This is a genomic window from Flavobacterium glaciei (assembly GCF_003350545.1).
Taxonomy (GTDB): domain Bacteria; phylum Bacteroidota; class Bacteroidia; order Flavobacteriales; family Flavobacteriaceae; genus Flavobacterium; species Flavobacterium glaciei.
The window spans coordinates 304,122-330,805 of sequence record NZ_QQBA01000001.1 but is presented as its reverse complement, the minus strand read 5'-3'; the positions used below and the strand labels follow the sequence as shown (position 1 = coordinate 330,805).

Here is a 26,684-nt window from a genome sequence, read left to right as displayed (position 1 = left end):
TAAGAGTGTAAAAATACTCTTTTTTTGTTTTTTAATGTTAGGGTAGTGTTTTTTATTGCTACAACAACTAAACCTTAATATTATTAGACGGATAAACCTTTTTGATTACTTTTGCTAAATACAATTAAAGAAAATGATAAAGAATAAAAAAACATTAGTTCTTGGAGCGACAACTAAACCAGAGCGCTACGCCTTCAAAGCCGTAAATATGTTAGTAGATAAAGGACATTCAGTTCTTGCATTAGGACAAAATGCAGGCGAAGTTGCAGGTATTAAAATCCAGACTAAAGCCATTCCATTAAAAAATATCGATACCGTTACCCTATATTTAAACCCAACACGTCAACGCGATTATTACAACTATATCGTTGAGGCTAATCCTAAACGTGTGATTTTCAACCCAGGAACAGAGAATCCAGAATTCTATCAATTGTTAAAATTAAATGATATCAAGGTAGAAGTAGCTTGTACTTTAGTTTTATTAGCTACTAATCAGTATTAGTTTTTTGTAGCTATTCCTGCTATCCATTTCAATCTTTTGAACTAAACAGTATTTTTCTAAATAAAACAAGAGCTTCTCCCGAATGGTCGGGAGTAGCTCTTTTTTTATAAGAAAAAATTACCGTTTTTTATCAAAAGGATTTTCATTTCTATCAGGGCTAAGGCCCAAGAATTTTGAAACTTAACAAGACAGCTCCTTAGAATATTTTAAAATCTTGTTTCCTTAATTGCGGGTTTGCTAATCAACAACAACCCAAGAAAAGTAATTAGTCCGTTTACGATTATCAATTCGTTATCGAAAACATATCCTCCAAATAAAGTCTTCGAATTTTCGCTGATCAAGTAAGTTATAGCAGGAGATAATAAGCAAATTATAGGGACAAATTTATCTTTCACTGTTTTTGATTTTACAAATAATCCAAAACAATACAGTCCCAAAAGAGGACCATATGTATAGGAAGCCACTCTAAAAATCATTCCTACTACAGAGCTATCATTAATGGCATTAAAAAAAATAATCACCAGAAACATTAAAAACGAAAAAGCAATGTGTACAAGATGTCTGTTTCGTACTACGTTTGGCTTGTTTAAATTTTCGGTTTTATCCATTCCTAAAAAATCAACACAAAACGAAGTTGTTAACGCTGTCAACGCGGAATCCGTTGTTGCAAATGTGGCTGCGGTTAATCCCAATAAGAAAATAACCGAAGGGATTAGTGTCAGATGGTTAAACGCAATTTCGGGAAACAATAAATCGGTTCTGGGTTTTCCGGTAACTAAATCGGTTGGAACTTCTATTCCGTTTTTTGATGCATAAATATACAGTAAAGCACCCACGCTTAGGAAAAAAATATTGATGGCAACAAATATTCCAGTAAACGTAAACATGTTTTTTTGTGCTTCGCCAATGTTTTTGCAACTCAAATTTTTCTGCATTAAATCTTGATCCAAGCCCACCATGGCAATAGTTACAAATATTCCTCCTATAATTTGTTTTACAAAATGGAACTTACTCGATACAAAATCCTCGAAGAAAAATACTTTAGAATAATTGCTATCCTTTACTGCTTCAAAAGCTTCTAAAAAATTTAAATTTAAACTTCTGCAAATAAAGAAAATCGTCAAAAAGACAGAAGATACCAAGAAAAAGGTTTGTAAAGTGTCTGTGATTATAATGGTTTTCAATCCCCCTCGATACGTGTAAGCAAAGATTAAAGCCAGTGAAATTAGAACTGTAATTGCAAATGGGATTCCGTAAAAATCAAAAACAAAGCGTTGTAAAACTATCACAACAAGATACAATCGAAATGCTGAGCCAATAGTTCTGCTGATTAGGAAAATAGTTGCGGCAGTTTTATAAGAATACAGACCCAAGCGGTGCTCGATGTAGCCATAAATAGAAGTTAAATTCATTCGATAATACAGCGGAAGCAAAACTTTTGCGATTATGATAAAACCAATGGCGTTCCCTAAAACAAATTGAAAATATTTGAATTGCTCTCCATTGGGTGAACCCACTTCTCCAGGGACAGAAATAAAAGTTACTCCGGAAAGCGCCGTTCCAATCATTCCAAAAGCGACTAAATACCATTTGGAATTTTTATTAGCTTTAAAAAAAGCATCATTGCCGCTGTCTTTTCTGCTTACAAAATGCGAAATCAAAAAAAGAATTCCAAAGTAGATTATAATTAGTGATAGAATGGCGAATGGAGTCATTTTGTGTAAATATTGTTTGGGCCAAATTACATAAATAATCTTCAAATTTTCAAATTATCTATCCCGAACGTTCGGGACAAATTAACTACTTTTGCAGTTATGGAATTTTCTTCGAAATTAATAGAAAAGGCAGTTAACGAAATGTCTCAACTGCCAGGAATTGGCAAACGAACGGCACTTCGATTGGTGCTGCATTTACTAAAACAGCCCAAAGAGCAAACAGGTTTTTTATCACAAGCCTTAGTTGCTATGCGTGAGGATATTAAGTATTGTAGCAGCTGCCACAATATTTCTGATAGTGTGCTGTGTGAAATTTGTGCTAATCAAAGCAGAAATCATCAGATTATTTGTATTGTCGAGGATATTCGCGATGTCATGGCTATTGAAAATACCGGGCAATTTAGAGGGATTTACCATGTACTTGGAGGTAAAATTTCTCCTATTGACGGGGTTGGTCCCAGTCAATTGAATATTACTTCATTAGTTGAGAAAATAAAAACAGGTATTGTAAGCGAAATAATTTTTGCTTTAAGCTCCACTATGGAAGGTGATACTACAAATTTTTACATCTACAAACAAATAGCGGATTGTGAGATAATAATATCTACAATTGCCAGAGGAATCTCGGTAGGAGATGAGCTGGAGTATGCAGACGAAGTTACCTTGGGAAGAAGTATATTGCAAAGAGTACCTTTTGAAAAGTCTTTTAAAAATAATTAATCCATTTTAAGAATAGTGATGCTTTTTAAATCGTAAATGAAAAGCTATATTTGTCGTTAAATATATTGAAAATGAGCAAATCCGTATTATGTTTATTAATAACCATTAGTGTTTTATTCACATCTTGCATTCCTACCCAAGATTTAATTTATCTCCAAAAGAAAGATAATTCACAAGATAATATTGTTATTACAGCTATAGAATCACAACCATATAGATTACAGACTAACGATGTGTTGAGTATCACGATAAAAGCTATCGACCCTAAATTAGTCGCTATTTTTAGCCCCTCTAGTGAAGGAGGAGCTGCAGGTAAATCTGAGTCAGGACTTTATTTTGATGGTTTTACAGTGGATGACCATGGAAATATTAGAATTCCAATTTTAGGAGAGTTAAATGTTATAGGTTATACACTGGACGAAATCAGAATTAGAATTGAAAAGCAATTATTAGCAGAGTATTTTAATAAAGAAGCTAATATTTTTGTAACCGTTAAACTAGCAGGCTTGCGTTATACTATAAATGGAGAAATTGGGGGTCCGGGTACAAAAACAATGTTTCAAGAGCAGGTAAATATTATGGAGGCTATTGCTAATTCTGGAGATATTACTATTACTGGAGATAGAAAAGCAGTAACAGTTATGCGAAAAACGCCAACAGGAGTAGTAATGCACGATTTAGACCTTACGAATATAAATGTAATGCAATCACCTTATTTTTATTTGCAGCCTAATGATTATATTTATGTTAAACCACTCAAGCAAAAAACTTGGGGAACCGGAAAAACTGGAATAGAGTCCTTTGGTACTATTACTACTTTGTTCTCAGTGGCAACAACAATTTTCTTTTTACTTTTTAAAAATTAAAACAGCGCTCAAAAAATGTTAGATATAAAAGATTTTTCGATTTTTGAAAACCAAGTAAGTTTTGACTTCAAGGGTTTTTTAATAAAAATTGGAAGTTACTGGAAGTGGTTTTTATTAAGTTTATTAATCACTTTCACGATTGCTTATCAGGTGAATATTCGTAAAGAAAAAATTTACGGTATGGAAACACTTATTTCAGTAAAAGAAGAAAGTAATCCTCTTTTTACATCTAATACTAGTTTAGTCTTTAATTGGGGAGGTACTTCAGATCAAGTTCAGACTATATCAACGACGTTGCAATCTAGATCGCATAATGAACTGGTTGTAGATAAATTACAATATTATATTAGTTACTTTGTTCAAGGAGAATATAATTTAATAGACGCTTATGGAGCAATCCCTTTTAATATCAATATAGACAAATCAAAAGGACAGTTAGCAGGAACTTTAATAGGTATTAAATTTATTAGTGAAAATGTTTATGAAATTAGAATTCCTTTTGCTAGTCAAAATGTATCTTTAATTACCTATTCTGATAATTCATACAGTAATACCGCTGTAGCAACAGGAGATTTTGTAAAAAGATATAAGGTTGGCGAAAAAGTTTCTTTGCCTTTTTTAAATTGGAAGTTACAAATAAATGAAAATCCTGGCTTTTATAAAGGGAACGAATATTTTGTACAGTTTAACGATTTTAATGGAACTGTATCAGGATACAAAGGTATTAGCGTTAGATCAGATGATAAAGGTGGTTCAATAATTACCTTAGGGATGCAGGGAACTAATAAAGCAAGAATGGTTGAGTATTTAAACGCGACGGTTAAAATGCTTATCAAGAGGCAATTGGATGGTAAGAACCAGTTTGCGACAAATACCATAGCTTTTATAGATAGTACATTAGTCACGATGGAATCCCAACTTAAGGAAACTGGAAATGAGTTAAAATCTTTTAGAAAAGGAAAAAACATTTATGATATAGAAGAAGGTGGAGGTAAGTTTTCAGAAAAGATTTTGGAATTTGATGTCAAAAAAGACGAGATTAATCGTAAAATGGCTTATTATAATTCCTTAAAAGCCTATTTAAAAAACAGTGTAAACTACGCAAAACTTCCTGCTCCTTCCGTAGCAGGAATAGAAGACCCTAATATCGTTGTAAATATTTCAAAGTTAATAGCATTATCTACTCAAAGATCTGAAATGGCTTATGCTGTAAAAAGCGATAAAATATTTAAGGATTTTGACAATCAAATGGAGGCTATTAAAAATGTTTTGTTAGAGAATATAGCTACAGCTAAAGCATCTCTTCAATATGATTTAGCAATGGTAAGCAGTAAAATAAATGAAGCTGAAAGTACTATAAAGGCACTCCCGGATGATCAGCAAGAGCTTATTAAGATTAAAAGGAAATATGATTTGAGTGATAATATTTACAGCACTTTTCTTCAAAAAAGAAGCGAAGCAGATATTGTTAAGGCTGCGAATTTATCAGATATTCATTTTATAGATCCTGCTAAGGATGTTGGCGGAGGACTTATAGGTCCAAAAACATCAGTTAATTATGTATTGGCTTTATTTCTGGGGATACTTTTTCCGTTAATTTTTGTATTTGCAGTTTTCTTTATCAATAATTCGATTCAGAATGCTGAGGATATCAGTAAGATGACAAAAATCCCTTTAATAGGTGTTGTTGGTGTCAATAAAGAGAATACCAATCTAGCTGTATTCGACAAACCAAAATCAGCTTTATCAGAATCCTTCAGAGCCATTCGTTCTTCTCTTCAATTTCTATATAAGCAACAAAATTTAGATGGGGCAAAGACACTAATGATTACATCTTCAGTGAGTGGAGAGGGAAAAACATTTTGTTCTATTAATATCGCTACGGTATTTGCACTTAGCGAGAAAAAAACGGTTGTTATCGGTTTGGATTTAAGAAAGCCTAAGCTGTCCACTGAATTTAATTTATCAAATGATGTTGGGATTGTAAACTATCTGATAAAACAAAAAACAATTGACGAAATCATCAATCATACACACATACCTTTTTTAGACGTTATTTTGTCAGGACCTATTCCGCCTAATCCTGCTGAAATGATTATGAGTCAAGGAATGGGTGAATTAATAGGCGAGTTAAAGAAAAAATACGATTATATCATATTGGATACGCCTCCAGTAGGGTTGGTGTCAGATGCTTTAGAACTAGCGCAATATTGTGATGTTACCTTATATATAGTAAGACAGAACTATACTAAAAAAGATATGATAACGCTGTTAAACAACAGGGTGAAACGCGGAGAGTTAAATAATGCCAGTATTGTTTTAAATGGTTTAGAGAATAAAGCAAAATATGGTACTGGTTACGGCTATGGTTATGGATACGGCTATGGTTATGGAACCTATGCAAATGGATATTATGAAGAGGGTAAGACTAAAAGTATTTATCAAAGAATAGCACAGAAGATTTTGAAAAAACAAACTAAATAATGGATTGTTTTAAAAATACGTACAAATGAAAATAGAAACAAAAAGTTCCGTTTTAATAACGGGTGGAGCAGGATTTATAGGTTCTAATCTTTGTGAATATTTTTTATCTAAAGATTATAAGGTTGTTTGTTTTGATAATTTTGCAACTGGATACAGACATAATTTAAAAGACTTTATAAATCATCCTGATTTTCATTTAATTGAAGGCGATATCCGTAATGGAGCTGAATGTCAAAATGCTGTACAAGGCATAGATTATGTCTTGCATCAAGCTGCTTTAGGTTCTGTACCCAGATCTATTAATGATCCTGTTGTTACAAATGATGTAAATGTCTCTGGTTTTTTGAACATGTTAGTCGCCTCAAGAGATGCAAAAGTCAAACGATTTATTTACGCAGCAAGTTCATCTACTTATGGTGACTCAGAAGCTCTGCCTAAAGTTGAAGCCGTAATTGGAAAACCACTTTCTCCTTATGCAATTACAAAATATGTTAATGAATTATATGCTGAAATATTTAGCAAAACCTATGGTTTAGAGACTATCGGATTGCGTTATTTTAATGTTTTTGGTCGAAAACAAGATCCTAACGGAGCTTATGCAGCGGTCATTCCCAAATTTGTTATGCAATTGATGCAGTTGGAAAGTCCAAAAATAAATGGGGATGGGAATTACTCCCGTGACTTCACTTACATTGATAACGTACTGAAAATGAATGAGTTGGCTATGTTAGTAGAAAATCCTGATGCTATCAATACCGTTTATAATACCGCTTATGGTGACAGGAATACGTTGAATAATTTAGTTGATTATTTAAAAGATTTCCTAAGTGTTTATGATGAAAGAATTGCCGCTGTCGAGATAGAATACGGCCCTAATAGACCTGGTGATATTCCGCATTCTTTAGCAAGTATTGAGAAAGCTAAATCGTTATTAGGATATAATCCAAAATATTCGATGCAAGAAGGATTAAAAGAAGCTGTAGAATGGTATTGGAATAACCTTAAATAAAAGAAGTATTTAAAGCAAAACGGTACGATAAATTAAAATATATTTGCACATTAAAATTTGAATAAATGAAAATTACAAAAATTTGTTGCATTGGAGCAGGATATGTTGGAGGTCCAACGATGGCTGTCATTGCTCAAAAATGCCCGCAAATACAAGTTACGGTAGTAGACTTAAATGAAGAGCGAATTAATGCATGGAATGATGAAAATGTAGATAATATCCCTATTTATGAACCAGGTTTGAGCGAAATTGTTGCTGATGCTAGAGGTAGAAATTTGTTTTTTTCTACTAATGTGGAAAAAGCTATAGATGAAGCTCAAATTATTTTTATATCAGTAAATACACCTACTAAAACCTACGGTAAGGGAAAAGGTATGGCAGCTGATTTGAAATATATTGAATTGTGCGCAAGACAAATTGCCAAAGTTGCTAGAGACAACAAAATTGTTGTAGAAAAATCGACACTCCCTGTTAGAACTGCTGAGGCTATTAAAAGTATATTAGACAATACTGGGAATGGAGTACAGTTTCAAATTTTATCTAATCCAGAGTTTTTAGCTGAAGGAACTGCTGTCCAGGATTTATTGAATCCGGATAGGATATTAATTGGAGGCGATTCTTCTGTAGAAGGACAGAAAGCGATTCAGGCTTTAGTTGATGTATATTCAAATTGGGTAGCTACGGACAAAATATTAACTACTAATGTTTGGTCTTCTGAGCTTTCTAAATTGACGGCTAATGCTTTTCTAGCACAAAGGATTTCTTCTATAAATGCCATGTCAGAGCTTTGTGAAAAAACGGGTGCTAATGTGAATGAAGTTGCAAAAGCAATAGGAATGGATAGCAGAATAGGATCGAAATTTCTTAAAGCTTCTGTTGGATTTGGAGGTTCTTGTTTTCAAAAAGACATATTGAATTTGGTTTATATCGCAAAATCATATGGATTACATGAAGTAGCTGATTATTGGGAACAAGTAATTATAATGAATGATCACCAGAAAAGACGTTTTTCTAATAACATTGTTCAAACACTTTACAATACAGTTTCTGATAAAAAAGTAACTTTTCTAGGTTGGGCTTTCAAAAAAGATACTAATGATACAAGAGAGTCGGCTGCTATTTATGTTGCCGATGATTTGATAAATGAACATGCAAAAATTGCTGTTTACGATCCTAAGGTGTCTAATAAAAAAATTATTGACGATTTAAATTATTTAGAAACTAGAAGTGCTGAATTAAATAGTAATAGTGTAAGTTCTTTTGATAATCCGTACGATGCTTGTAATAATGCACATGCTATAGCAGTACTTACAGAATGGGATGAATTCAAAAATTACGATTGGAAAAAAATTTATGATTCTATGCAAAAACCTGCTTTTGTTTTTGATGGTAGAAACTTGTTGAATGCTTCAGAATTAAAAGCTATCGGTTTTGTATACCAAAGTATAGGTTCTTAAAAAAAAGCATGAGTTTTAATTACTTGTTAGAAAGAAACTAAGATAATAAATTGATAAGGCTGAAATGTTGTCAAACTAGTTGTTTTCATATTGAAATACTTATAAACTTATTCCGAATAATAATACTAAAATTAGTAGTGTAAAACAAAATATATGATGAATTGGTATGTAGTTTACACAAAACCGAAATGGGAGAAAAAAGTTGCAGAACAATTAAGGAATAAAGGAATAGAATGTTACTGTCCTTTGATTACTCAAGTCAGACAATGGTCAGATAGAAAGAAAAAAGTAGAAGTGCCTCTTTTTAATTCCTACGTCTTTGTTCAATTACCGGATTCCGAACGAAATTTAGTTTTTCAGTCAGTAGGTGTTGTACGTTATTTATTTTGGTTGGGAAAACCGGCAATTGTAAGAGACGAAGAGATCAGTATTATAAAAAAATGGCTAAATCCTGCTGAGAGTAACGATGTTTCAGTACTTTCATTTGAAGTTGGAGATGCTATACAACTGGATTCTGGTCCGTTTTCTAATCATAAAGCAATTGTAAAAGAAGTTACTAATACACACTATGTGATGGTTTTAGAATCACTAGGTTGTGTTCTGAAAATGAAACTAAAGTAACCACTTTCGCATTATTCTTTAATGGGTCTATATTGAAAAAAAAACTGCATTTTAGATTATTTAACACAGCCTAACTCGATTGAGAGTTAGGCTGTGTTATTTCATTAAATAAGCCAGGTGTTGAATAGTATTATTTTAAAAAGCTCTGAAAAAAATATGGAATCACATGAGGCTTTAACTTCAGTATAAAAAGAAGTTTATTTCTGTTTGTTTTAAAAAATGTAGAAAAAGGATTTAACTTTTGGAATAACCAAAGTCTTAAGGCTCAAAATAGGATAAGTTCATTTGTATATTTCAATAATTATTTATGCTTTCCATTCTAAAATTGTATTTGTAATTTAGTGTTATTTAACGGTAAGTTTACCCCCTTTTTTTTGGGTTTTTTATCACCAAATTAGGTGATTTTTTTTGGTAGTTTAGTTAATAATAAAAGTGTTTCTTTATGATTTTCAGTAGGTTGTATTTGTTTTTGGTTTTTGGGAAAGTATCTTAGTGTTTCTTAAGGTAAATAATAGTTCAAAAACCGGCATATTGTGCTTATATTTGACATTTTAAATTATTGTAATTTCAGTTCGTTTTTGTGAGCATGAAATGCGAAGCTGTGTAATAAAATTAACAATAATTACTAATAATTGTTCAAAAAATGAACTCTAATACAAAAATAGCAATAATTGGTTTCGGTCCCGTAGGGTTACCTTTGGTAAGACTGTTTGCAATCAAACATGCTGTTGTTGGATTAGATATCAATCAAACTAGAGTTAATTTTTTAAAATCGGGTACTGATACTACTTTTGAAGTTGATGATGTTGCGTTGCAAAAAGTCTTATTGAATCAACCGGGTAAAGCTGTTGGTTTATATTAAACGACTGATATTAAAGACATTTCAGACTATAATTACTACGTAGTTACTGTTCCGCTCCGGCTGATAAGAACAATCGTCATGATTTAACTTTATTATACATATCAAGCGCTGTATGTTCGGTATTAAAGAAAAGGGATATTGTTATTTATGAATCTACAGTATATCCTGGAGTAACTGAAGAGAAATGTGTACCAGTATTAGAGAGAGTTTCAGGATTGAAATTTAATGTTGATTTTTTTGCGGGTTACTCTCCTGAAAGAATTAATCCTAGAGATAAAGAGCATACGGTATAAAAAATTTTGAAAATCACTTCGGGTTCAACACCTGAAATTAGCCTTTGTGTCAATGAGTTATATCAATCGGTTATTACAGCTGGGACGTACTTGGCACCATCATTAAAGGTTGCCGAACCAGTCAAAGTAATTGAAAACTAACGGAATATCTATATTGCTTTTGTAAACGAGTTAGCAAAAACATTCAATTTGATGAATATCAATACGCAAGCGGTATTAGAAACAGCGAGAACCAAATGGAATATTCTGCCTTTTAAACCGGGTTTAGTTGGAGGTCATTTTTTCTGGGGTTAATCCTTATTACTTAGCTCAACGTGCGCAAGAATTTAGTGATCATCCTGAAATTATTTTAGCCGGTAGGGCATTGAATGATAGTATGGGCGAATATGTAGCTTCTCAAGTAGTAAAGCTGATGATTAAAAAAAGGAATTTCGGTTAATGGAGCTTCAGTTTTAATGCTTGGAATTACATTCAAAGAAAACTGTCCAGATGTTCGGAATACAAAAATTGTGGATGTTATAGCTGCATTAACGGATTAAGGAATAACTGTAACGATAGATGATCCTCTTGCAAATCCATTAGAAGTACAAAAAGAATATAACTTGGTTACAACAAATGTAATACCAACTGAGAAGTTTGATGCAGTAATTTTGGGAGTAGCACACCATCAATTTTTTGATTTAGACTTGACCACATTACAAAATCCGACTAGTTTGTTGTATGATGTTAAAGGTGTTTTAGGTGATGCAGTAGATGGACGGTTATAAAACACCACATATAAAAAGACATAGAATCAAAATAGCAATACTAAAGATTTAAAAGTTCAGCATGAAAAATAAACATTCAATCACACATGTCATTCTTACTGGCGGAGTAGGTAGCAGATTATGGCCTTTATCCCGAAAAAGTCAACCTAAACAATATTTGGATTTGTTTGATGGAAAGTCTTTATTTGAAATGACAGTGGAACGTAATCGTAATATTGCCAATCAAATTATGGTTGTGGGCAATATTGATAATTGCCATCTAAGCAGAAAAGTGATGGAAAAATCGAACACATCTTATTTAGATATTGTTGAATCTACACCAAGAAATACTGCTGCCGCAATAGCTTTTGCAGCTTTTGCATCGCAACCAGATGATATATTAATAGTTACGCCTTCTGATCATATTATAGATGAAATGGAAAATTATGAAGTGGCTATAAATGAGGCTGTCGAAAAAGCTACTAGAGGCTTTATTGTCACGTTTGGAATTGTGCCTACTAAGCCAGAGATAGGATATGGTTATATAGAACGCAAAGGAGATGATGTGATTTCTTTTAGAGAAAAGCCAAACCAAGTAACTGCAAAGGATTTCATCGACAAAGGAAATTTTCTTTGGAACAGTGGGATGTTTTGTTTTAAAGCAAGTGTGTTTCTGGAAGAACTAAAATCCTTTCAACCTGATGTATACGAGAAATCTAAAATAGCATGGAATAGTAACATAAACGGTACTTTAGATTTACAATTGTCTCTCGAAATTCCTTCCATCAGCGTTGATTATGCAGTTATGGAAAGAAGTAAAAAAATAAAAGTAGTACCATCGACATTCATTTGGTCTGATTTAGGTTCTTTTGAATCGGTTTACGACTATCTTGTTGCTACGGGGCATTCTGTTGATAAAAATGGGAATATGGTAATCGGAACGGATAATTATACCGCTTTTGTTGGATTAAAAAACACCATTTTTGTTTATACGGAAACTGCTAATTTAATTTTGCATAAAGACAGCTCGCAAGATGTTAAGAATATTTATAATCAGTTGGAAAGAGAAAATTCGAATCTCTTAAATTAAAAGAAAGTCCCTGAATTCAAAGTTTAGCATCATGTTTTTTAGCAATTAAAAAATGAAGCTCAACATCTGGATTCGGGAAATATTAAACTTTATTAACCCAAAATAATAACTTAGGGGTTCAAAGAATAAATGATAGATAAAAATTCCAAAATATATATAGCTGGCCATTCGGGTATGGTGGGAAGCGCAATATGGAGAATACTAACTGCTAGGGGGTATGTAAATTTAATTGGGGCGTCTAGTGAAACTTTAGATTTAAAAAACCAGCAAGCAGTAATAAAATATATAGTTAGTGAAAAACCTGCAGTTATTATTGATGCTGCTGCACGAGTAGGAGGAATATTAGCTAACACCAATTTTCCATATCAATTTATTATGGAAAACATGCAAATTCAGAATAATCTTATAGATTCAGCTTTTCAATCTGGAGTGGAGAAATTTATTTTTCTAGGAAGTTCTTGCATTTATCCTAAATTCGCACCACAACCATTAAAAGAAGAATACTTGCTTACTGGTATTTTGGAACCGACGAACGAATGGTATGCCATTGCAAAAATTTCAGGAGTAAAAGCTTGTGAAGCAATCCGAAAGCAATATGGAAAGGATTATGTGAGTTTAATGCCTACCAATTTATATGGTACAAATGATAATTTCGATTTAAATACCTCTCATGTCTTACCAGCAATGATGCGAAAATTTTACGATGCAAAGCAAAATAATCATGCTCCTGTTACTTTGTGGGGAAGCGGAAGTTCTTTGAGAGAATTTTTATTTGTTGATGATATGGCTCAAGCTGTTGTATTTGCTTTAGAAAATAAGTTGCCAGATTATTTATACAATGTAGGGATAGGTGAAGATTTAACCATAAAGAATTTGGCAGAGACTATTCAAAAAATAGTAGGTCATCAAGGAGAAATTATTTGGGATATTACAAAGCCAGATGGAACTCCACGCAAATTAATGGATAGTACCAAAATGCATGATTTAGGATGGAAACATCAAGTGTCTTTAGACGAGGGAATTCAAAAAACCTATGATTGGTTTTTAGAGAATATAGATCGTTTTAAGCAAGTGAAAATGTAGTTTTTGCAATCTCGTTTTATGGTATTTAAATTTTTAATCAATCATTGCAGTAGAAACGATTAACAGTAGCATAAATAAATCACCTGTGAACCCGTTAAATAAATCACAAAAATCGACACACGAACCATAGACTAAAATGAATACACAAAAAACGGCACTAATAACAGGAATTACAGGTCAGGATGGTGCTTATCTTGCAGAACTCTTATTAGACAAAGGATATTTAGTTCATGGTATTAAGAGAAGATCTTCTTCATTTAATACTAGCCGAATTGATCATTTGTATCAGGATCCACATGAAAAAAATCAACGATTCAAATTGCATTATGGGGATTTAACAGATTCTATGAACTTAACGCGAATCATTCAGGAAACACAACCGGATGAGATTTATAATTTAGGAGCTATGAGCCATGTAAAAGTGAGCTTTGATATCCCAGAGTATACTGCCAATGCAGATGGAATTGGGACGCTAAGAATTTTAGAAGCTGTTCGCCTTTTAGGATTAGAGAAGAAAACTAGAATTTATCAGGCAAGTACTTCAGAATTGTATGGTTTGGTTCAAGCTATACCACAATCAGAGACAACACCTTTTTATCCTCGTTCTCCTTATGCAGTGGCTAAGATTTATGCGTATTGGATTACTGTGAATTATAGAGAAGCCTACGGTATGTTTGCATGTAATGGTATACTGTTTAATCACGAATCGCCTTTACGAGGTGAAACTTTTGTTACCCGTAAAATCACTCGTGGAGTAGCGCAAATTGCTTTGGGACAACAAGATTTTTTGTATATGGGAAATTTAGATGCACAGCGCGATTGGGGACATGCTAAGGATTATGTTGAGGCTATGTGGCGCATTTTACAACAAGAAAAGCCTGAAGATTTTGTAATTGCAACCGGAGTAACTACTAAAGTACGTGATTTTATACAAATGGCATTTGCTGAAGTGGGTTTAAGCCTTCGTTTTGAAGGTGAAGGAGTTGACGAAGTGGGTATTTTAGATGCATTTGATCAAGTCGTTGTAGAAAAAGTTTTGGATGGTGTAGCCCCTAACATCAAAGCAGGGACAGTTTTAGTTCGAATTGATCCGACCTATTTTCGTCCTACTGAAGTAGATGTTTTACTAGGTGATTCAAGTAAAGCACAAATCCAATTGGGTTGGAAGCCGCAATATGATCTCGCTAGGCTTATTCAAGAAATGGTAGTAGCAGATATAGCTTTGTTTAAAAAAGAAATACACGTATCGAATATTGTACATTCAGTTAATAACCAAGAGCACTAATAAATTTAGAAAATAAATATGAAAATACTAATTACAGGAGGTGCTGGATTTATCGGATCTAATCTTTGTGAGTATTTCTTGTCCAAAGGACATGAAGTGGTCTGTTTGGATAATTTTTCAACGGGGCATCGCCATAACCTTTCTGCTTTTTTAGAGCATAAAAAATTCACATTAATTGAAGGAGATATTAGGAAAATAGAAAATTGCCAAAAAGCAGTTCAAGGAGTAGATTACGTTTTGCATCAAGCGGCGTTGGGTTCTGTACCTCGTTCCATCTTTGATCCAATAACAACTAATGATGTAAATGTTACTGGTTTTTTAAATATGCTTACCGCAGCTCGCGATGCTAAAGCAAAACGCTTTGTTTATGCAGCTAGTTCTTCCACATACGGTGATTCAGTAGGATTGCCAAAGGTAGAGGAGGTTATTGGAAAGCCACTCTCTCCTTACGCTATTACTAAATATGTAAATGAATTATATGCCGAAATTTTCAGCAAAACCTATGGACTAGAAACCATTGGTTTACGCTATTTTAACGTTTTTGGTCGTAAACAAGACCCTAATGGCGCTTATGCTGCAGTGATTCCTAAGTTTGTAATGCAATTGATGCAGCACGAAAGTCTGACCATTAATGGGGACGGGAATTATTCTCGTGACTTTACCTATATTGATAACGTAATACAGATGAATGAACTAGCCATCACCACGACAAACCCAAATGCTGTGAACACAGTTTATAATACCGCTTATGGCGATAGGAATACCCTAAATAATTTAGTGGGTTATTTGAAGCAGTATTTATCTGAGTTTGATCCTGCGATTGCAGAGGTACCTATTATTCATGGTCCCAATAGAGCGGGAGATATTCCCCATTCTTTGGCGAGTATTGATAAAGCAAAAAAATTATTAAATTATGACCCAAAGTTTTCAATACAAGATGGTTTGAAAGAAGCTGTAAAGTGGTATTGGGAAAATTTGGGGTAATGGATTATATAGAAAGGGTTTATGAGTTGTTCGTTATCTGTTAAATCAATATAAAACGGAGGAGTAGTAGTGAATTAGAATTGATAACAGTAAAAGAAAATAGAAAAAATGAGTATAAAAATTGCAGTTATAGGTTTAGGATATGTTGGACTTCCACTAGCAAGATTGTTTGCGACAAAATATCCAGTTGTTGGGTTTGATATAAATCAGTTCAGAATTGATGGATTGCGTTCTGGAACGGACAGTACATTAGAGGTATCGGACGAGGTATTACAAGCAGTATTGGTACATGATTTCAGCAATAATCAAAACGGATTACTATGCTCTAATTCCTTAGACGATATTGCTGATTGTAATTATTATGTGGTAACAGTTCCAACCCCCGTGGACAAAAATAACCGTCCAGATTTGACTCCCTTGTACAAATCCAGTGAGACAGTGGGTAAGGTTTTGAAAAAAGGAGATATCGTTATTTATGAGTCTACAGTTTATCCTGGTGTTACTGAGGAAGAATGTGTGCCCGTTTTAGAAAAAATATCAGGTTTAAAATTTAATGTTGATTTCTATGCAGGGTATTCTCCAGAAAGAATCAATCCGGGAGACAAAGAACATACAGTAGAAAAAATATTGAAAGTAACAGCAGGTTCTACGCCTGAAATTGGGCAAAAAGTTAACCATTTATACCAATCAGTGATTACAGCCGGAACTCATTTGGCACCAACAATAAAAGTAGCTGAGGCTGCAAAAGTTATTGAAAATTCCCAACGCGACATCAATATTGCCTTTGTAAATGAATTGGCAAAAATATTCAATTTAATGGATATTGATACCCATGCTGTTTTGCAAGCTGCCGGTACTAAGTGGAATTTCCTTCCGTTTAAACCCGGTTTAGTTGGCGGTCATTGCATTGGAGTAGATCCCTATTATTTAGCACAAAGAGCTCAGGAGTTTGGTTATCATCCAGAGATCATATTGGCGGGTAGACGCTTAAACGATAGTATGGGGGAGTATGTTGCTTCACAAGTAGTTAAGCTTATGATTAAAAAAGGAATTGCTATCAATGGTGCTACTCTTCTAATGTTAGGGATTACTTTTAAAGAAAATTGTCCAGATGTTCGCAATACAAAAATTGTGGATGTTATTTCCGCTTTAGCCGATTATGGAATTTCGATTACGATTTACGATCCATGGGCAAACCCAGTTGAGGTCAAACATGAATATGCTTTAGAAACAACAACGGTATTACCCAATCAAAAGTTTGATGCAATGGTTCTAGGAGTGGCGCACAAGGAGTTTATCTCCTTAGATATAGAAGGATTAAGAAAAGATACTAGCGTTTTATATGATGTAAAAGGTGTTTTAGAGAAAAATGTGGATGGGAAGTTATAGTGACTTGCCAGTTAATCGTTTATTAAAATATAAATATACAGTATAATGAAAATATTAGTGACGGGTGCTGCTGGGTTTATTGGATATCACCTTTGTGAAAAGTTAGTTAAACTAGGTCATGAGGTGTGCGGATTAGATAACATAAATGGATACTATGATATCAATTTAAAGATGGCCCGCTTAAAGCAATTAGGCATACACGAAGTCTTTGAGCATAAAGTTGCAATAAGTCAATTACACGGAGAAAATTTCACCTTTATTAAGATAAACCTAGAGGATCAAGTCTATTTGCCTATACTTTTTAAACAACATAAGTTTGATGCCGTTTGTAATTTAGCCGCACAAGCAGGTGTTCGTTATAGTATAGAAGATCCCATGGTTTACGTAGAAAGTAATATTGTTGGGTTTATGAATTTACTAGAATGTATGCGTCACAATGATGTAAAAAAATTAGTTTATGCAAGTAGTTCAAGCGTTTATGGTTTAAATGATAAAATCCCATTCTCAACCAATGATAACGTAGACCATCCTATTAGTTTATACGCTGCTACTAAAAAAACAAATGAATTAATGGCGCATACTTACAGCCATTTGTTTCAAATACAAACTATTGGGCTCCGGTTTTTTACGGTGTACGGACCATGGGGCAGACCTGATATGGCTATGTTTTTATTTACAGATGCAATTTTAAATGATAAACCTATCAAGGTGTTCAATAATGGAGAGTTGTCAAGAGATTTTACCTATATAGACGATATTATAGAAGGAATTGTCGCAACGTTAATTGATAACAACACTTCGGAGAGACCTCTTTATTCATTATATAATATAGGTAATAGTAAACCAATTAAACTTCTAGATTTCATTGAAGCAATTGAAAAAAGTACAGGTAAAAAAGCACATAAAGAAATGTTACCCATGCAACCTGGCGATGTAGAAAAAACATGGGCTGATGTAAGTCCTTTAATAGAAAGTTATAGTTATAATCCAGTTGTAGACATTCAAGTAGGTGTTCCAAACTTTATAAAGTGGTATAAAGATTACTATTTAAAACAATAATTCATGTCTTTAAAAAAACAGGCTTTATCTGGAGTCATGTGGAGTTTAGTACAGCAGTTCAGTACTCAGGGAATTGCATTTATTGTTTCCATAATTTTAGCACGTTTATTACTACCAGAAGAGTTTGGTTTAATTGCTATGATAGGAGTATTTATGGGCTTGGGACGTGTTTTGTCTGAAGCAGGACTTGCACAATCACTCATTCGTACAACAAATCCAACAGATGATGATTATACAACTGTTTTCTATTTTAATCTTACAGGAAGTTGTATTGTTTACTTAATCATATTTACAACGGCACCCTTTATAGCTGATTTTTATCATCAACCAAGTCTTATTAGTTTGATTAGGTGGTATTGCTCTATTTTTATAATTAATGCTTTTTCAAGTATACAATATACACGTCTAACCAAGCAGATGCTTTTTAAAAAAGAGCTTTCTATTACCGTTCCTTCCCTTATTATTAGTAGTGTTGTAGGAGTCACTATGGCTTTTAATGGTTATGGAGTTTGGAGTTTAGTTGCATCTGCAATTGCGCAATCATTAAGTGCTGCCATTCAACTGTGGTACAGATCAGATTGGGAGCCTACTTGGACTTTTAACAAAGAAAAATTCAAGTATCATTTTAATTATGGTTATAAGCTTACCCTTTCTGGAATATTAGATAATATTTTTAGTAATGCCTATACGATTATTATAGGTAAATTTTTTGCGCCAGCTCAAGTAGGGTTTTATAATCGTGCCGATACCTTAAAACAGCTACCTGTTAGCAATATTTCTGCAGTGCTTACTAAGGTAACTTTTCCTTTGTTTGCAGAAATTAAAAATGATGACATTCGCTTGAAAGCCGCTTATAAAAATATTATGCAAATGGTTATTTTTTTTGTATCTCCCATATTATTAATTTTATCAGCCATTGCTGAACCGTTGTTTAGTTTTTTGTTTACAGAAAAATGGATTCCAGCTGTTCCGTATTTTCAAATTTTATGTTGGAACGGGATTCTTTTTCCAATACATTCTTACAATTTGAATATATTAAAAGTAAAAGGGAGGAGTGATCTTTTTTTAAAATTAGAGATCATCAAAAAAGCAATGATACTTGTAATTATAGCTGTTTCATTTCAGTTTGGTATTTATGGGTTGTTATATGGAAGTGTCCTTACTTCGGTTTTAGCTTTTTTTATAAACACACATTATACGGGTAAATTTTTAAATTATAATTCTTTAAGTCAATTGGTAGATTTGCTTCCAGCAGTATTTGTCGGTACCATAAGTAGCGGTATTGTATATGGCGCTGATTTTTTATTTAAAGATTTTTTGGTTTATGATATTCTTAGATTAATCACAGGATGTAGTTTAGGAGCCCTTTTTTATTTAAGTATAGCCTATGCTTTTAAAATGACATCCTTACTAGAATTAATTAAAATAATTAAAAGACAATGATACCAGTAACAAAACCTTTTCTTCCCCCTCAGGAAGCATATTTAAAGTATTTGACAGGAATTTGGCAACGCAACTGGTTGACCAATATGGGTCCCTTGGCTAGCGAGTTGGAAATGAAGTTGAAAGAACACTTAGCAATTGATCACTTATTGTTTGTGACTAATGGTACTATAGCGTTGCAAATGGCGATAAAAGCGCTGGACTTAAAAGGAGAAATTATCACAACTCCATTTTCATTTATTGCAACTACTAGTAGTATTGTTTGGGAAGGTTGTAGTCCTGTATTTGTTGATATTGATGAAGCCAGTTTAAATATTGATGCTTCGAAGATTGAAGCGGCTATTACTGTAAATACCACCGCAATCCTAGCTACTCACGTATATGGTAATCCATGTGATGTGGTTGCGATTGAAAAAATTGCAAAAAAACACCATCTTAAAGTTATTTATGATGGTGCTCATGCGTTTGGAGTTAAAATTGAAGGGAAATCTATTTTTGAATACGGAGATATTGCAACTTGTAGTTTACATGCGACTAAACTGTATCATGCTATAGAAGGTGGTTTGATATTTACAAAGGACAGTACCCTACTAAAAAAATTAGCTTCGATACGAAATTTTGGATTTAATGGGCCAGAAGCATTTGCGGAATTAGGTATTAATGGAAAAAATTCTGAATTTCATGCCGCAATGGGACTTGCTAATCTTGATTATATTGCAACAATTCATCAAAAACGAGAAGCAATTACCTTGCGTTATGATGAAAAATTAAGGAATCTAAAGGCGAGACGGCCAATTTGGCATTCAAAATCGCATAATAATTGTTCATACTATCCCATTGTATTTGAAAGTGAAGATTTGTTGCTGCAATGTATGGAGTATTTAAAAACACATGAGATTTTTACTAGACGTTATTTTTATCCATCCTTAGCCAATACCTTACCATATCTAGAACCTAAAGATTTTGAGATCACTGATAAAGTGGCAAAATGTGTTTTGTGTTTACCTTTATATCCTGATTTGTCTCTTGAAGAGGTTGATTTAATTAGCAGGTTAATGCTAAGAATTCAAAATAATTAAGAATGTTAATAATAGGAGCTAAGGGATTTGCAAAAGAAATTTTAGGGGTATTTGATCAATTACATCAATTAGAAGGAATAGCTTTCTACGATGATGTTAATGATGATGCGAAGGAATTTTTATTCAATTCTTTTCCAATATTGAAAAATGAAACACAAGTAAAGGAGTTCTTCATCAAGAGCGGTAACGAATTTACAATAGGAATTGGAAATCCTCAATTGAGATTTCAGTTGTATGAAAAATTTATAAAACTTGGTGGGGTTTTCTGCTCAACAATAAGTCCTAAAGCAGATTTAGGAAATTATGATGTAGAAATAGGAAATGGATCAAATATATTAAGTGGTGCTATATTTTCAAATTCAGTAAAAATAGGAAGAGGCTGTATCATTTATTACAACGTAACCATAGCGCATGATTGTATCATAAACGAGTTTGTGGAGTTGTCACCAAACGTAACATTACTTGGTCATGTTGTAGTTGGCTCCTTTACACAAATTGGCGCAAGTACGACCGTTTTGCCAAAAGTTATGATAGGGAAAAATGTAATTATTGGCGCTGGTTCTGTTGTAACTAAGGATATTCCGGATAATTGCATAGCTTATGGTATTCCAGCAAAAATAATTAAAGTATTAGAGCCTTTAAAAATTTAATAAATATGAGTGTCCTTAGCGTTGCAAGTGATTACTAACTAATATTTAATTTCGAAATAACTGTTGCAATAAGGGTAGTGTTAATGAAGTTTTTTGAAATGAAATCAGCATTTCCCCAAGATAATTCTAAAAACAACAACAATTTTGTGCAAAATACTTTAGAAATCGTAGTGATGTTTTTTGAACTAAATGTTAAATATAATTAAAAATGAAACCTTCTATTCTTATTATTGCTGATTTTCCTGGATGGGCCTATTTTGAAATACAACAATTTATAAAAAAAAATGTATCGGATGATTTTGATATCTATTGTGATTTCTTGATTTACAATACAAAAGTAAAGTCTATAAATCCCTTGAAAAGGATAAAATCTATTTTAGACAGAAAAAAATATTCAAGAATAAGAAAAGATAATACTTATGATCTAGTTTTTGATTTAGCTTTTTATTTTGAGAAACAAATGAAAGTAAATTGGGTGTCAAAATATAAGATTAAAGGTATCTATACAGATGGATTTCCTCCTTCTAATTCAAATTTCGTAGGAGAACCAATTGCTTTTATAAATGAATTTTGCTTCAATACAGATGCCCTTGTGTGCGGGTCTACTCAAATTAAAGAGTTTTATTCCAATCTTTTTCCTGAAGTTTTTTATGCAAATTGTATAATTGATGACCAGCTTTTTAAAAGAAAGACTTTTAATAAAAAACCTAACTTTATTATTGGCTGGACTGGAAATCCGAAAAGAGATTTTAAAGGATATTATTCACACGTTGTAAAAGCAGTTGAAATATTAAAAGTGAAATACCCTGATATTGAATTAAAATCAAGATTTTCAGGGCCTATTGAAACATTGCCAAGTTTTTATGAGGATGTAGATCTTGTATTGATTGCATCTGATGCTGACGCTGGTCCAGCTATGTTTGGAGAAGCTGCATTAATGGGGGTTCCCTCAGTATCTACAAATATCGGGTGGCCTAGTCAAGTAATTCAAGATGGAATTAATGGCTTTATTGTCGAAAAAGATCTTGACAAGATGGTAGAGAAAATTGAAATATTATATAATAATAGATCCTTGTTAGAGGAAATGTCCAGTAGAATAAGAACCGATTTTCAAAAAGAATTTAATAAACAAGAAATGATAGACAGGTGGAAAATATTATTTACTTCTGTTTTAAATATTAAAAAATGAAAGAAGTGTTATTAACTGTGACAATAGCAACATATAATGTTGATAAGTTTATATCAGAGAGCATTGAGAGTATTCTTAATCAATCTTTTCAAGATTTTGAAATTATATGTATTGATGATGGTTCACATGACAATACCGTGTCTATTTTACAAGAATTCGCAAATAAAGACAGAAGGGTAAAAGTAATTGCTAAAAAAGTAAATCAAGGTTTGGCTGTGGCTCGAAACGAATCTTTGGCACTGGCAACAGGAACTTATGTGATGTTTTTAGACGGAGATGACATTTATGATATTACCTTATTTGAGAAAGCTATAGCAGTAGCAGAAAAGGATTCGAGCGATATGGTACTTTGGGATTATGTCAGTTTTTATGAAAATCATCAAATTCAAAAGTTAAAAGAACAGCCGTCTGATTTAATTGGTTTTAATGTAAAGGATAAAATAGCCTTGTTGAAACGCCCTTCCTTTACATGGGTTAAGTTATTGCGTACGCAAAAAATTAAGGAAATGGGAATTCACTTTCCTGTAGGGTTAACACGTCAGGATATACCGGTTCATTGGCATTTAGTTACAAAACTCGATCAAATCTCAATTTTACCAGAGCGATTAGCGTATTACAGACAACAGCCTGATGCAACCACAGCCAAAAAAGATAAAAAACTTTTTCATTTAGCATTTGTAATGGATATTGTACAAAAATACCTTAAAGACAATCAACTATATGATTTGTATCGCAGTACGTTTCTTGATCAACAAATTAATTTTCTTGCAGGAATGTACGATAATATAAAAAAGGAATACAAAGCAGAAGCTTTAGTTTTGATTAAAGACAGAATGAAGCCTGAACACTTTTTGTACTTAAATGAAAAAAATGGATTAAGACAGCAAACTAAATATTTTTTTGCAGCTATGAATGGAAGCTTAAAGGCAAAATTACAAATGCAAATGTGGTATATAAGTAGAGCAATTTTTAGAAAAATTAAATCATGAGCTTAAGAGAATTTCTAGTAAATACTAAGAATAATAATGCCTTTCTTTATTATTTGTGGTCAAAAAACCAACAAAAAAAAGGGTTAGACAATTTAGCTCACTTCTCAGATAAAGAAGCAATCGAGAAATTGTACCTGAATTACTCTGGGAAGTTGCCAAATTTAGTGCAGCCAACTACATTTAGCGAAAAAATGCAATGGTTAAAGTTAAACTACCATAATCCTTTAATGACTATTTGTGCAGATAAAGTTGAAGTAAGAGAATATTTAAAGCGAAAAGGATACGAACAGTTACTAAATAATGTTCATGCAGTTTATGACAAAGCAGCTGATTTTAACGCAGCTACTTTGCCAGAAAAGTTCGTCCTCAAAGCATCACATGGTAGTGGTTGGAATTTAATTTGTACCGACAAAAGAAAAATTAATTGGTGGATTTGGAAAAAGATCATGAATGTGTGGTTGAATAATAATATTTTTTGGCCAGGAAGAGAATGGCCGTATAAAAATATGAAACCTCGTTTAGTTGTCGAGGAATTCTTAAAAGATGTGAGTGGTAGTTTAATGGATTTTAAGTTCTTTTGTTTTAACGGACAGGTAAGATTTATTCAGGCTAATAAAGGCAGAGATACTAATAATCATGCTCAAAATTTTTATGATTTAGATTGGAACATCTTGCCTTTTGGAAAAGACTTAGAACCCAGACCGGATATACCTATTGATGCACCAACAAAACTTGTTGAAATGATTACTATTGCTAAAGACCTATCTAGCGAGTTTCCATTTGTTCGTGTAGATTTCTATGAAGTGGAAGGTCAAATTATTTTTGGTGAAATGACATTTTATCCTAAAAGTGGATTGCCGGATTTTACCCCTCCAGAATACGATGGCATTTTAGGGGAGTATTTATCATTACCACAAGAAAATCAGTACTCATGATAAAAGTTTTGCATGTAACAGGAGCCATGAATCGCGGTGGTGCTGAGGTGATGTTAATGGATATTTTTCGCAATATTTCAAAGGATGTGCATTTTGATTTTTTAGTCAATCATAAGAAAAAAAGCGGAATTACGTCAGGTGATTTTGATGAAGAAATCAAATCAAGAGGCGCACAAATAAAATACATTCCTGTACAATGGGATTTGGGAATAAAACGCTACTGTTTTGAATTTAAAAAAATAATTGACGAGTTAGGCACTCCAGACATTGTTCATATTCATCTTAATGCTAAGTCAGGTGTTATAGCTATGGCAGCTAAAAAAGCAGGAGTTCAACATATTATTGTACACGCTCATGCCGATTTAAAATTTAGAGGTAGTTTTTTGTCCAGATTGGTCAGTACTTTAGAATTAAAATTTCAAAAAATCCTTATTGCTAAGTATGGTGATTACTACTGGGGATGTTCTCAGGAAGCTAATTTGAGTTTGTTTTATAAACACTTATTAACTCCCTTGCATTCCGCTGTGATAAATAATGCAGTAGATGTAAAAGAATTTCAACAAGTATCTAAAGATGAAGTAGGCGCGTTGCGTTTAACTTATAATTTACAAAAAGACACCATTGTTTTTGGTAATATTGGGCGCGTGGTTCGACATAAAAATGTACTCTTTATAATTGAGATACTAAATGAAATTAAGAAAGCCAATATTGATTTTGTTTTTGTTTTTGCAGGAAGAGCGGATGACCCAACTTATCTGCTTGAAATTAATAACAAAGCTGATTCCTATGGACTTAAAGAGCGTGTTATTTATCTTGATGTTCGAGATGATGTGCCAGTAGTGATGAGTAGCTTTGATGTTTTTATAGGTCCAGCTCTCAAAGAAGGTTTTGGCTTAGTAGCCGTAGAAGCTCAAGCCGCCGGTGTGCCTAGTGTCTTGTACAAAGGTTTCCCACGTTCAGTAGATATGGGATTAAATCTGGTGAACTTTCAAGATACTTTTGATTTGGACAAATGGGTCAAGGCATGTACTTCTTTAAAATTAAAAAGAACTGATTTAGATGTGGTTGGAAATGCAATCATAGCTAAAGGATTTGATAGTAGAACAAATACGAATACCATTGAAAAAATGTATAAAAAAATAATTAATGAATAAAGTAGTTCATTTTAGAGGGTTAAATGGTATTAGAGCTTTTGCAGCAGTAGCTGTTTTGTTTTCTCATACCATGGGTGATTTAAAACATTTTGGTTTACATAGCATTGATACGTCACTTAATTTAGCTTCTTATGGTGTTACAATGTTTTTTACATTAAGTGGCTTTTTGATTACTTTTTTATTGCTAAAAGAAAAAGATAAATCGGAAGAGTCTTCTATTAACGTCAAGAATTTTTACATTAGAAGGATTTTAAGAATTTGGCCGCTTTATTTTTTGTATTTAATAATTTGTATCAATCTCTATTATATTTTTTCGATACCTTATGATAGTAATTATTTGATTTTTTATGTTTTTATATTGGCAAACGTTCCACTTATTTTGCAACAATCGCTACCTTTTATTGGTCATTTATGGTCTATTGCAGTTGAAGAACAATTTTATTTATTTTGGCCTTGGATAGCTAAAATAAACAAAGACAAAATTCTTAAATCGTCAATTATACTCTTATTATTTTTACTGTTATTAAAATATTTATTTTTTGCGGTGCATATTTTTTATGGTTATAAAATACCTTTAATCGCAATAACTGTTACTAGATTTTACTGTATGATTATAGGTTGCATTGCAGCAATTCTATTTTATAAAAAATCAAAAATAATTAATTATTTAACGAGCGTTTATTTTGCAGTGTTTTGTTGGAGCATTATTTTTTTATCTATTGTTGATAAATTTCAAATCTCCTCGGCCTTAATTGATCATGAAATCATTTCTATTGTAACGGTTGGAGTTATTTTAACCCAGATAAACAGGAAGAATTTTATTATTGATTTAGATACAAAACCTTTTAACTTCATTGGAAAAATTTCCTACGGTATGTATGTATATCATCCAGTAATAATATTTTTTTTTATTAAATTTTTAGGGGCTTTTAAAATGGATATTTGGTATAATTATATTATTGTTTTTTTCTTAATAACTCTTACTACAATACTACTATCATACGTGTCGTATGTTTTTTTTGAAAATAAATTTATATTGATGAAGGATAAATATTCTAGTATTAAAAGTAGTTCTTAAAT

General features: G+C 32.6%; 22 protein-coding genes and 1 pseudogene. 22 read left to right on the top strand and 1 reads right to left on the bottom strand.

What is annotated here, in order from left to right; translation table 11 throughout:
* The first annotated feature begins 136 nt into the window (after positions 1 to 136).
* The gene (locus DFR66_RS01550; protein WP_114753182.1) at positions 137 to 502 is read left to right on the top strand and encodes a CoA-binding protein; all 366 of its coding nucleotides are present in this window, start codon (positions 137 to 139) and stop codon (positions 500 to 502) included.
* Positions 503 to 708: 206 nt separating this feature from the next.
* On the opposite strand, the gene DFR66_RS01545 is transcribed toward DFR66_RS01550, so the two are convergent.
* Positions 709 to 2,217, bottom strand: a complete 1,509-nt coding sequence (locus tag DFR66_RS01545; protein WP_114753097.1) for a sodium:solute symporter — start codon at positions 2,215 to 2,217, stop codon at positions 709 to 711.
* 99 nt (positions 2,218 to 2,316) lie between these two features.
* Between DFR66_RS01545 and recR the strand changes: the two genes are divergently transcribed.
* The 21 genes and pseudogenes from recR (at position 2,317) to DFR66_RS01440 (ending at position 26,682) form a co-directional block, all read left to right on the top strand.
* Positions 2,317 to 2,937, top strand: coding sequence for a recombination mediator RecR (gene recR, locus DFR66_RS01540; RefSeq protein WP_114753096.1), 621 nt, complete (start codon positions 2,317 to 2,319; stop codon positions 2,935 to 2,937).
* 71 nt (positions 2,938 to 3,008) lie between these two features.
* Positions 3,009 to 3,803, top strand: a complete 795-nt coding sequence (locus DFR66_RS01535; protein ID WP_114753095.1) for a polysaccharide biosynthesis/export family protein — start codon at positions 3,009 to 3,011, stop codon at positions 3,801 to 3,803.
* Between the two features lie 15 nt (positions 3,804 to 3,818).
* Positions 3,819 to 6,287, top strand: a complete 2,469-nt coding sequence (locus DFR66_RS01530; RefSeq protein WP_114753094.1) for a polysaccharide biosynthesis tyrosine autokinase — start codon at positions 3,819 to 3,821, stop codon at positions 6,285 to 6,287.
* A 25-nt stretch (positions 6,288 to 6,312) separates the two neighbouring features.
* Positions 6,313 to 7,296: an SDR family oxidoreductase gene (locus DFR66_RS01525; RefSeq protein WP_114753093.1), complete on the top strand. Its 984-nt coding sequence runs from the start codon at positions 6,313 to 6,315 to the stop codon at positions 7,294 to 7,296.
* A gap of 65 nt (positions 7,297 to 7,361) precedes the next feature.
* Complete coding sequence (locus tag DFR66_RS01520; RefSeq protein ID WP_114753092.1) at positions 7,362 to 8,753, top strand: UDP-glucose 6-dehydrogenase; 1,392 nt, start codon at positions 7,362 to 7,364, stop codon at positions 8,751 to 8,753.
* A gap of 156 nt (positions 8,754 to 8,909) precedes the next feature.
* Positions 8,910 to 9,374 carry a UpxY family transcription antiterminator gene (locus DFR66_RS01515; RefSeq protein WP_114753181.1) on the top strand — a complete coding sequence of 155 codons (465 nt, stop codon included), beginning with the start codon at positions 8,910 to 8,912 and terminating at the stop codon, positions 9,372 to 9,374.
* 643 nt (positions 9,375 to 10,017) lie between these two features.
* A pseudogene (locus DFR66_RS01510) lies at positions 10,018 to 11,296 on the top strand (nucleotide sugar dehydrogenase).
* 61 nt (positions 11,297 to 11,357) lie between these two features.
* Entirely contained in the window at positions 11,358 to 12,365 is a 1,008-nt protein-coding gene (locus DFR66_RS01505; protein WP_114753091.1) for a mannose-1-phosphate guanylyltransferase, read from the top strand.
* A gap of 132 nt (positions 12,366 to 12,497) precedes the next feature.
* Positions 12,498 to 13,448 (top strand): GDP-L-fucose synthase family protein, encoded by a 951-nt coding sequence (locus tag DFR66_RS01500; RefSeq protein WP_277873875.1) that lies wholly within the window; start codon positions 12,498 to 12,500, stop codon positions 13,446 to 13,448.
* Positions 13,449 to 13,584: 136 nt separating this feature from the next.
* Positions 13,585 to 14,733, top strand: a complete 1,149-nt coding sequence (gene gmd, locus DFR66_RS01495) for a GDP-mannose 4,6-dehydratase (RefSeq protein ID WP_114753089.1) — start codon at positions 13,585 to 13,587, stop codon at positions 14,731 to 14,733.
* A gap of 18 nt (positions 14,734 to 14,751) precedes the next feature.
* A complete protein-coding gene (locus tag DFR66_RS01490; protein ID WP_114753088.1) occupies positions 14,752 to 15,717 on the top strand; it encodes an SDR family oxidoreductase in 966 nt (321 codons plus the stop codon).
* A gap of 108 nt (positions 15,718 to 15,825) precedes the next feature.
* Positions 15,826 to 17,106 carry a nucleotide sugar dehydrogenase gene (locus tag DFR66_RS01485; protein ID WP_167400478.1) on the top strand — a complete coding sequence of 427 codons (1,281 nt, stop codon included), beginning with the start codon at positions 15,826 to 15,828 and terminating at the stop codon, positions 17,104 to 17,106.
* A gap of 45 nt (positions 17,107 to 17,151) precedes the next feature.
* The gene (locus tag DFR66_RS01480; RefSeq protein WP_114753087.1) at positions 17,152 to 18,165 is read left to right on the top strand and encodes an NAD-dependent epimerase; all 1,014 of its coding nucleotides are present in this window, start codon (positions 17,152 to 17,154) and stop codon (positions 18,163 to 18,165) included.
* 3 nt (positions 18,166 to 18,168) lie between these two features.
* The gene (locus DFR66_RS01475) at positions 18,169 to 19,608 is read left to right on the top strand and encodes a lipopolysaccharide biosynthesis protein (RefSeq protein WP_114753086.1); all 1,440 of its coding nucleotides are present in this window, start codon (positions 18,169 to 18,171) and stop codon (positions 19,606 to 19,608) included.
* A complete protein-coding gene (locus DFR66_RS01470; protein WP_114753085.1) occupies positions 19,605 to 20,687 on the top strand; it encodes a DegT/DnrJ/EryC1/StrS family aminotransferase in 1,083 nt (360 codons plus the stop codon). Before DFR66_RS01475 ends, DFR66_RS01470 begins: the two co-directional genes overlap by 4 nt.
* A gap of 2 nt (positions 20,688 to 20,689) precedes the next feature.
* Positions 20,690 to 21,337, top strand: coding sequence for an acetyltransferase (locus DFR66_RS01465; protein ID WP_114753084.1), 648 nt, complete (start codon positions 20,690 to 20,692; stop codon positions 21,335 to 21,337).
* 208 nt (positions 21,338 to 21,545) lie between these two features.
* Entirely contained in the window at positions 21,546 to 22,526 is a 981-nt protein-coding gene (locus tag DFR66_RS01460) for a glycosyltransferase family 4 protein (RefSeq protein WP_114753083.1), read from the top strand.
* Entirely contained in the window at positions 22,523 to 23,515 is a 993-nt protein-coding gene (locus DFR66_RS01455; protein ID WP_114753082.1) for a glycosyltransferase family 2 protein, read from the top strand. The genes DFR66_RS01460 and DFR66_RS01455 overlap by 4 nt, the downstream gene beginning before the upstream one ends.
* Positions 23,512 to 24,450: an ATP-grasp fold amidoligase family protein gene (locus DFR66_RS01450; RefSeq protein WP_114753081.1), complete on the top strand. Its 939-nt coding sequence runs from the start codon at positions 23,512 to 23,514 to the stop codon at positions 24,448 to 24,450. Before DFR66_RS01455 ends, DFR66_RS01450 begins: the two co-directional genes overlap by 4 nt.
* Entirely contained in the window at positions 24,447 to 25,604 is a 1,158-nt protein-coding gene (locus tag DFR66_RS01445; protein WP_114753080.1) for a glycosyltransferase, read from the top strand. Before DFR66_RS01450 ends, DFR66_RS01445 begins: the two co-directional genes overlap by 4 nt.
* Positions 25,597 to 26,682 (top strand): acyltransferase family protein, encoded by a 1,086-nt coding sequence (locus tag DFR66_RS01440; protein WP_114753079.1) that lies wholly within the window; start codon positions 25,597 to 25,599, stop codon positions 26,680 to 26,682. Before DFR66_RS01445 ends, DFR66_RS01440 begins: the two co-directional genes overlap by 8 nt.
* Positions 26,683 to 26,684: the final 2 nt, after the last annotated feature.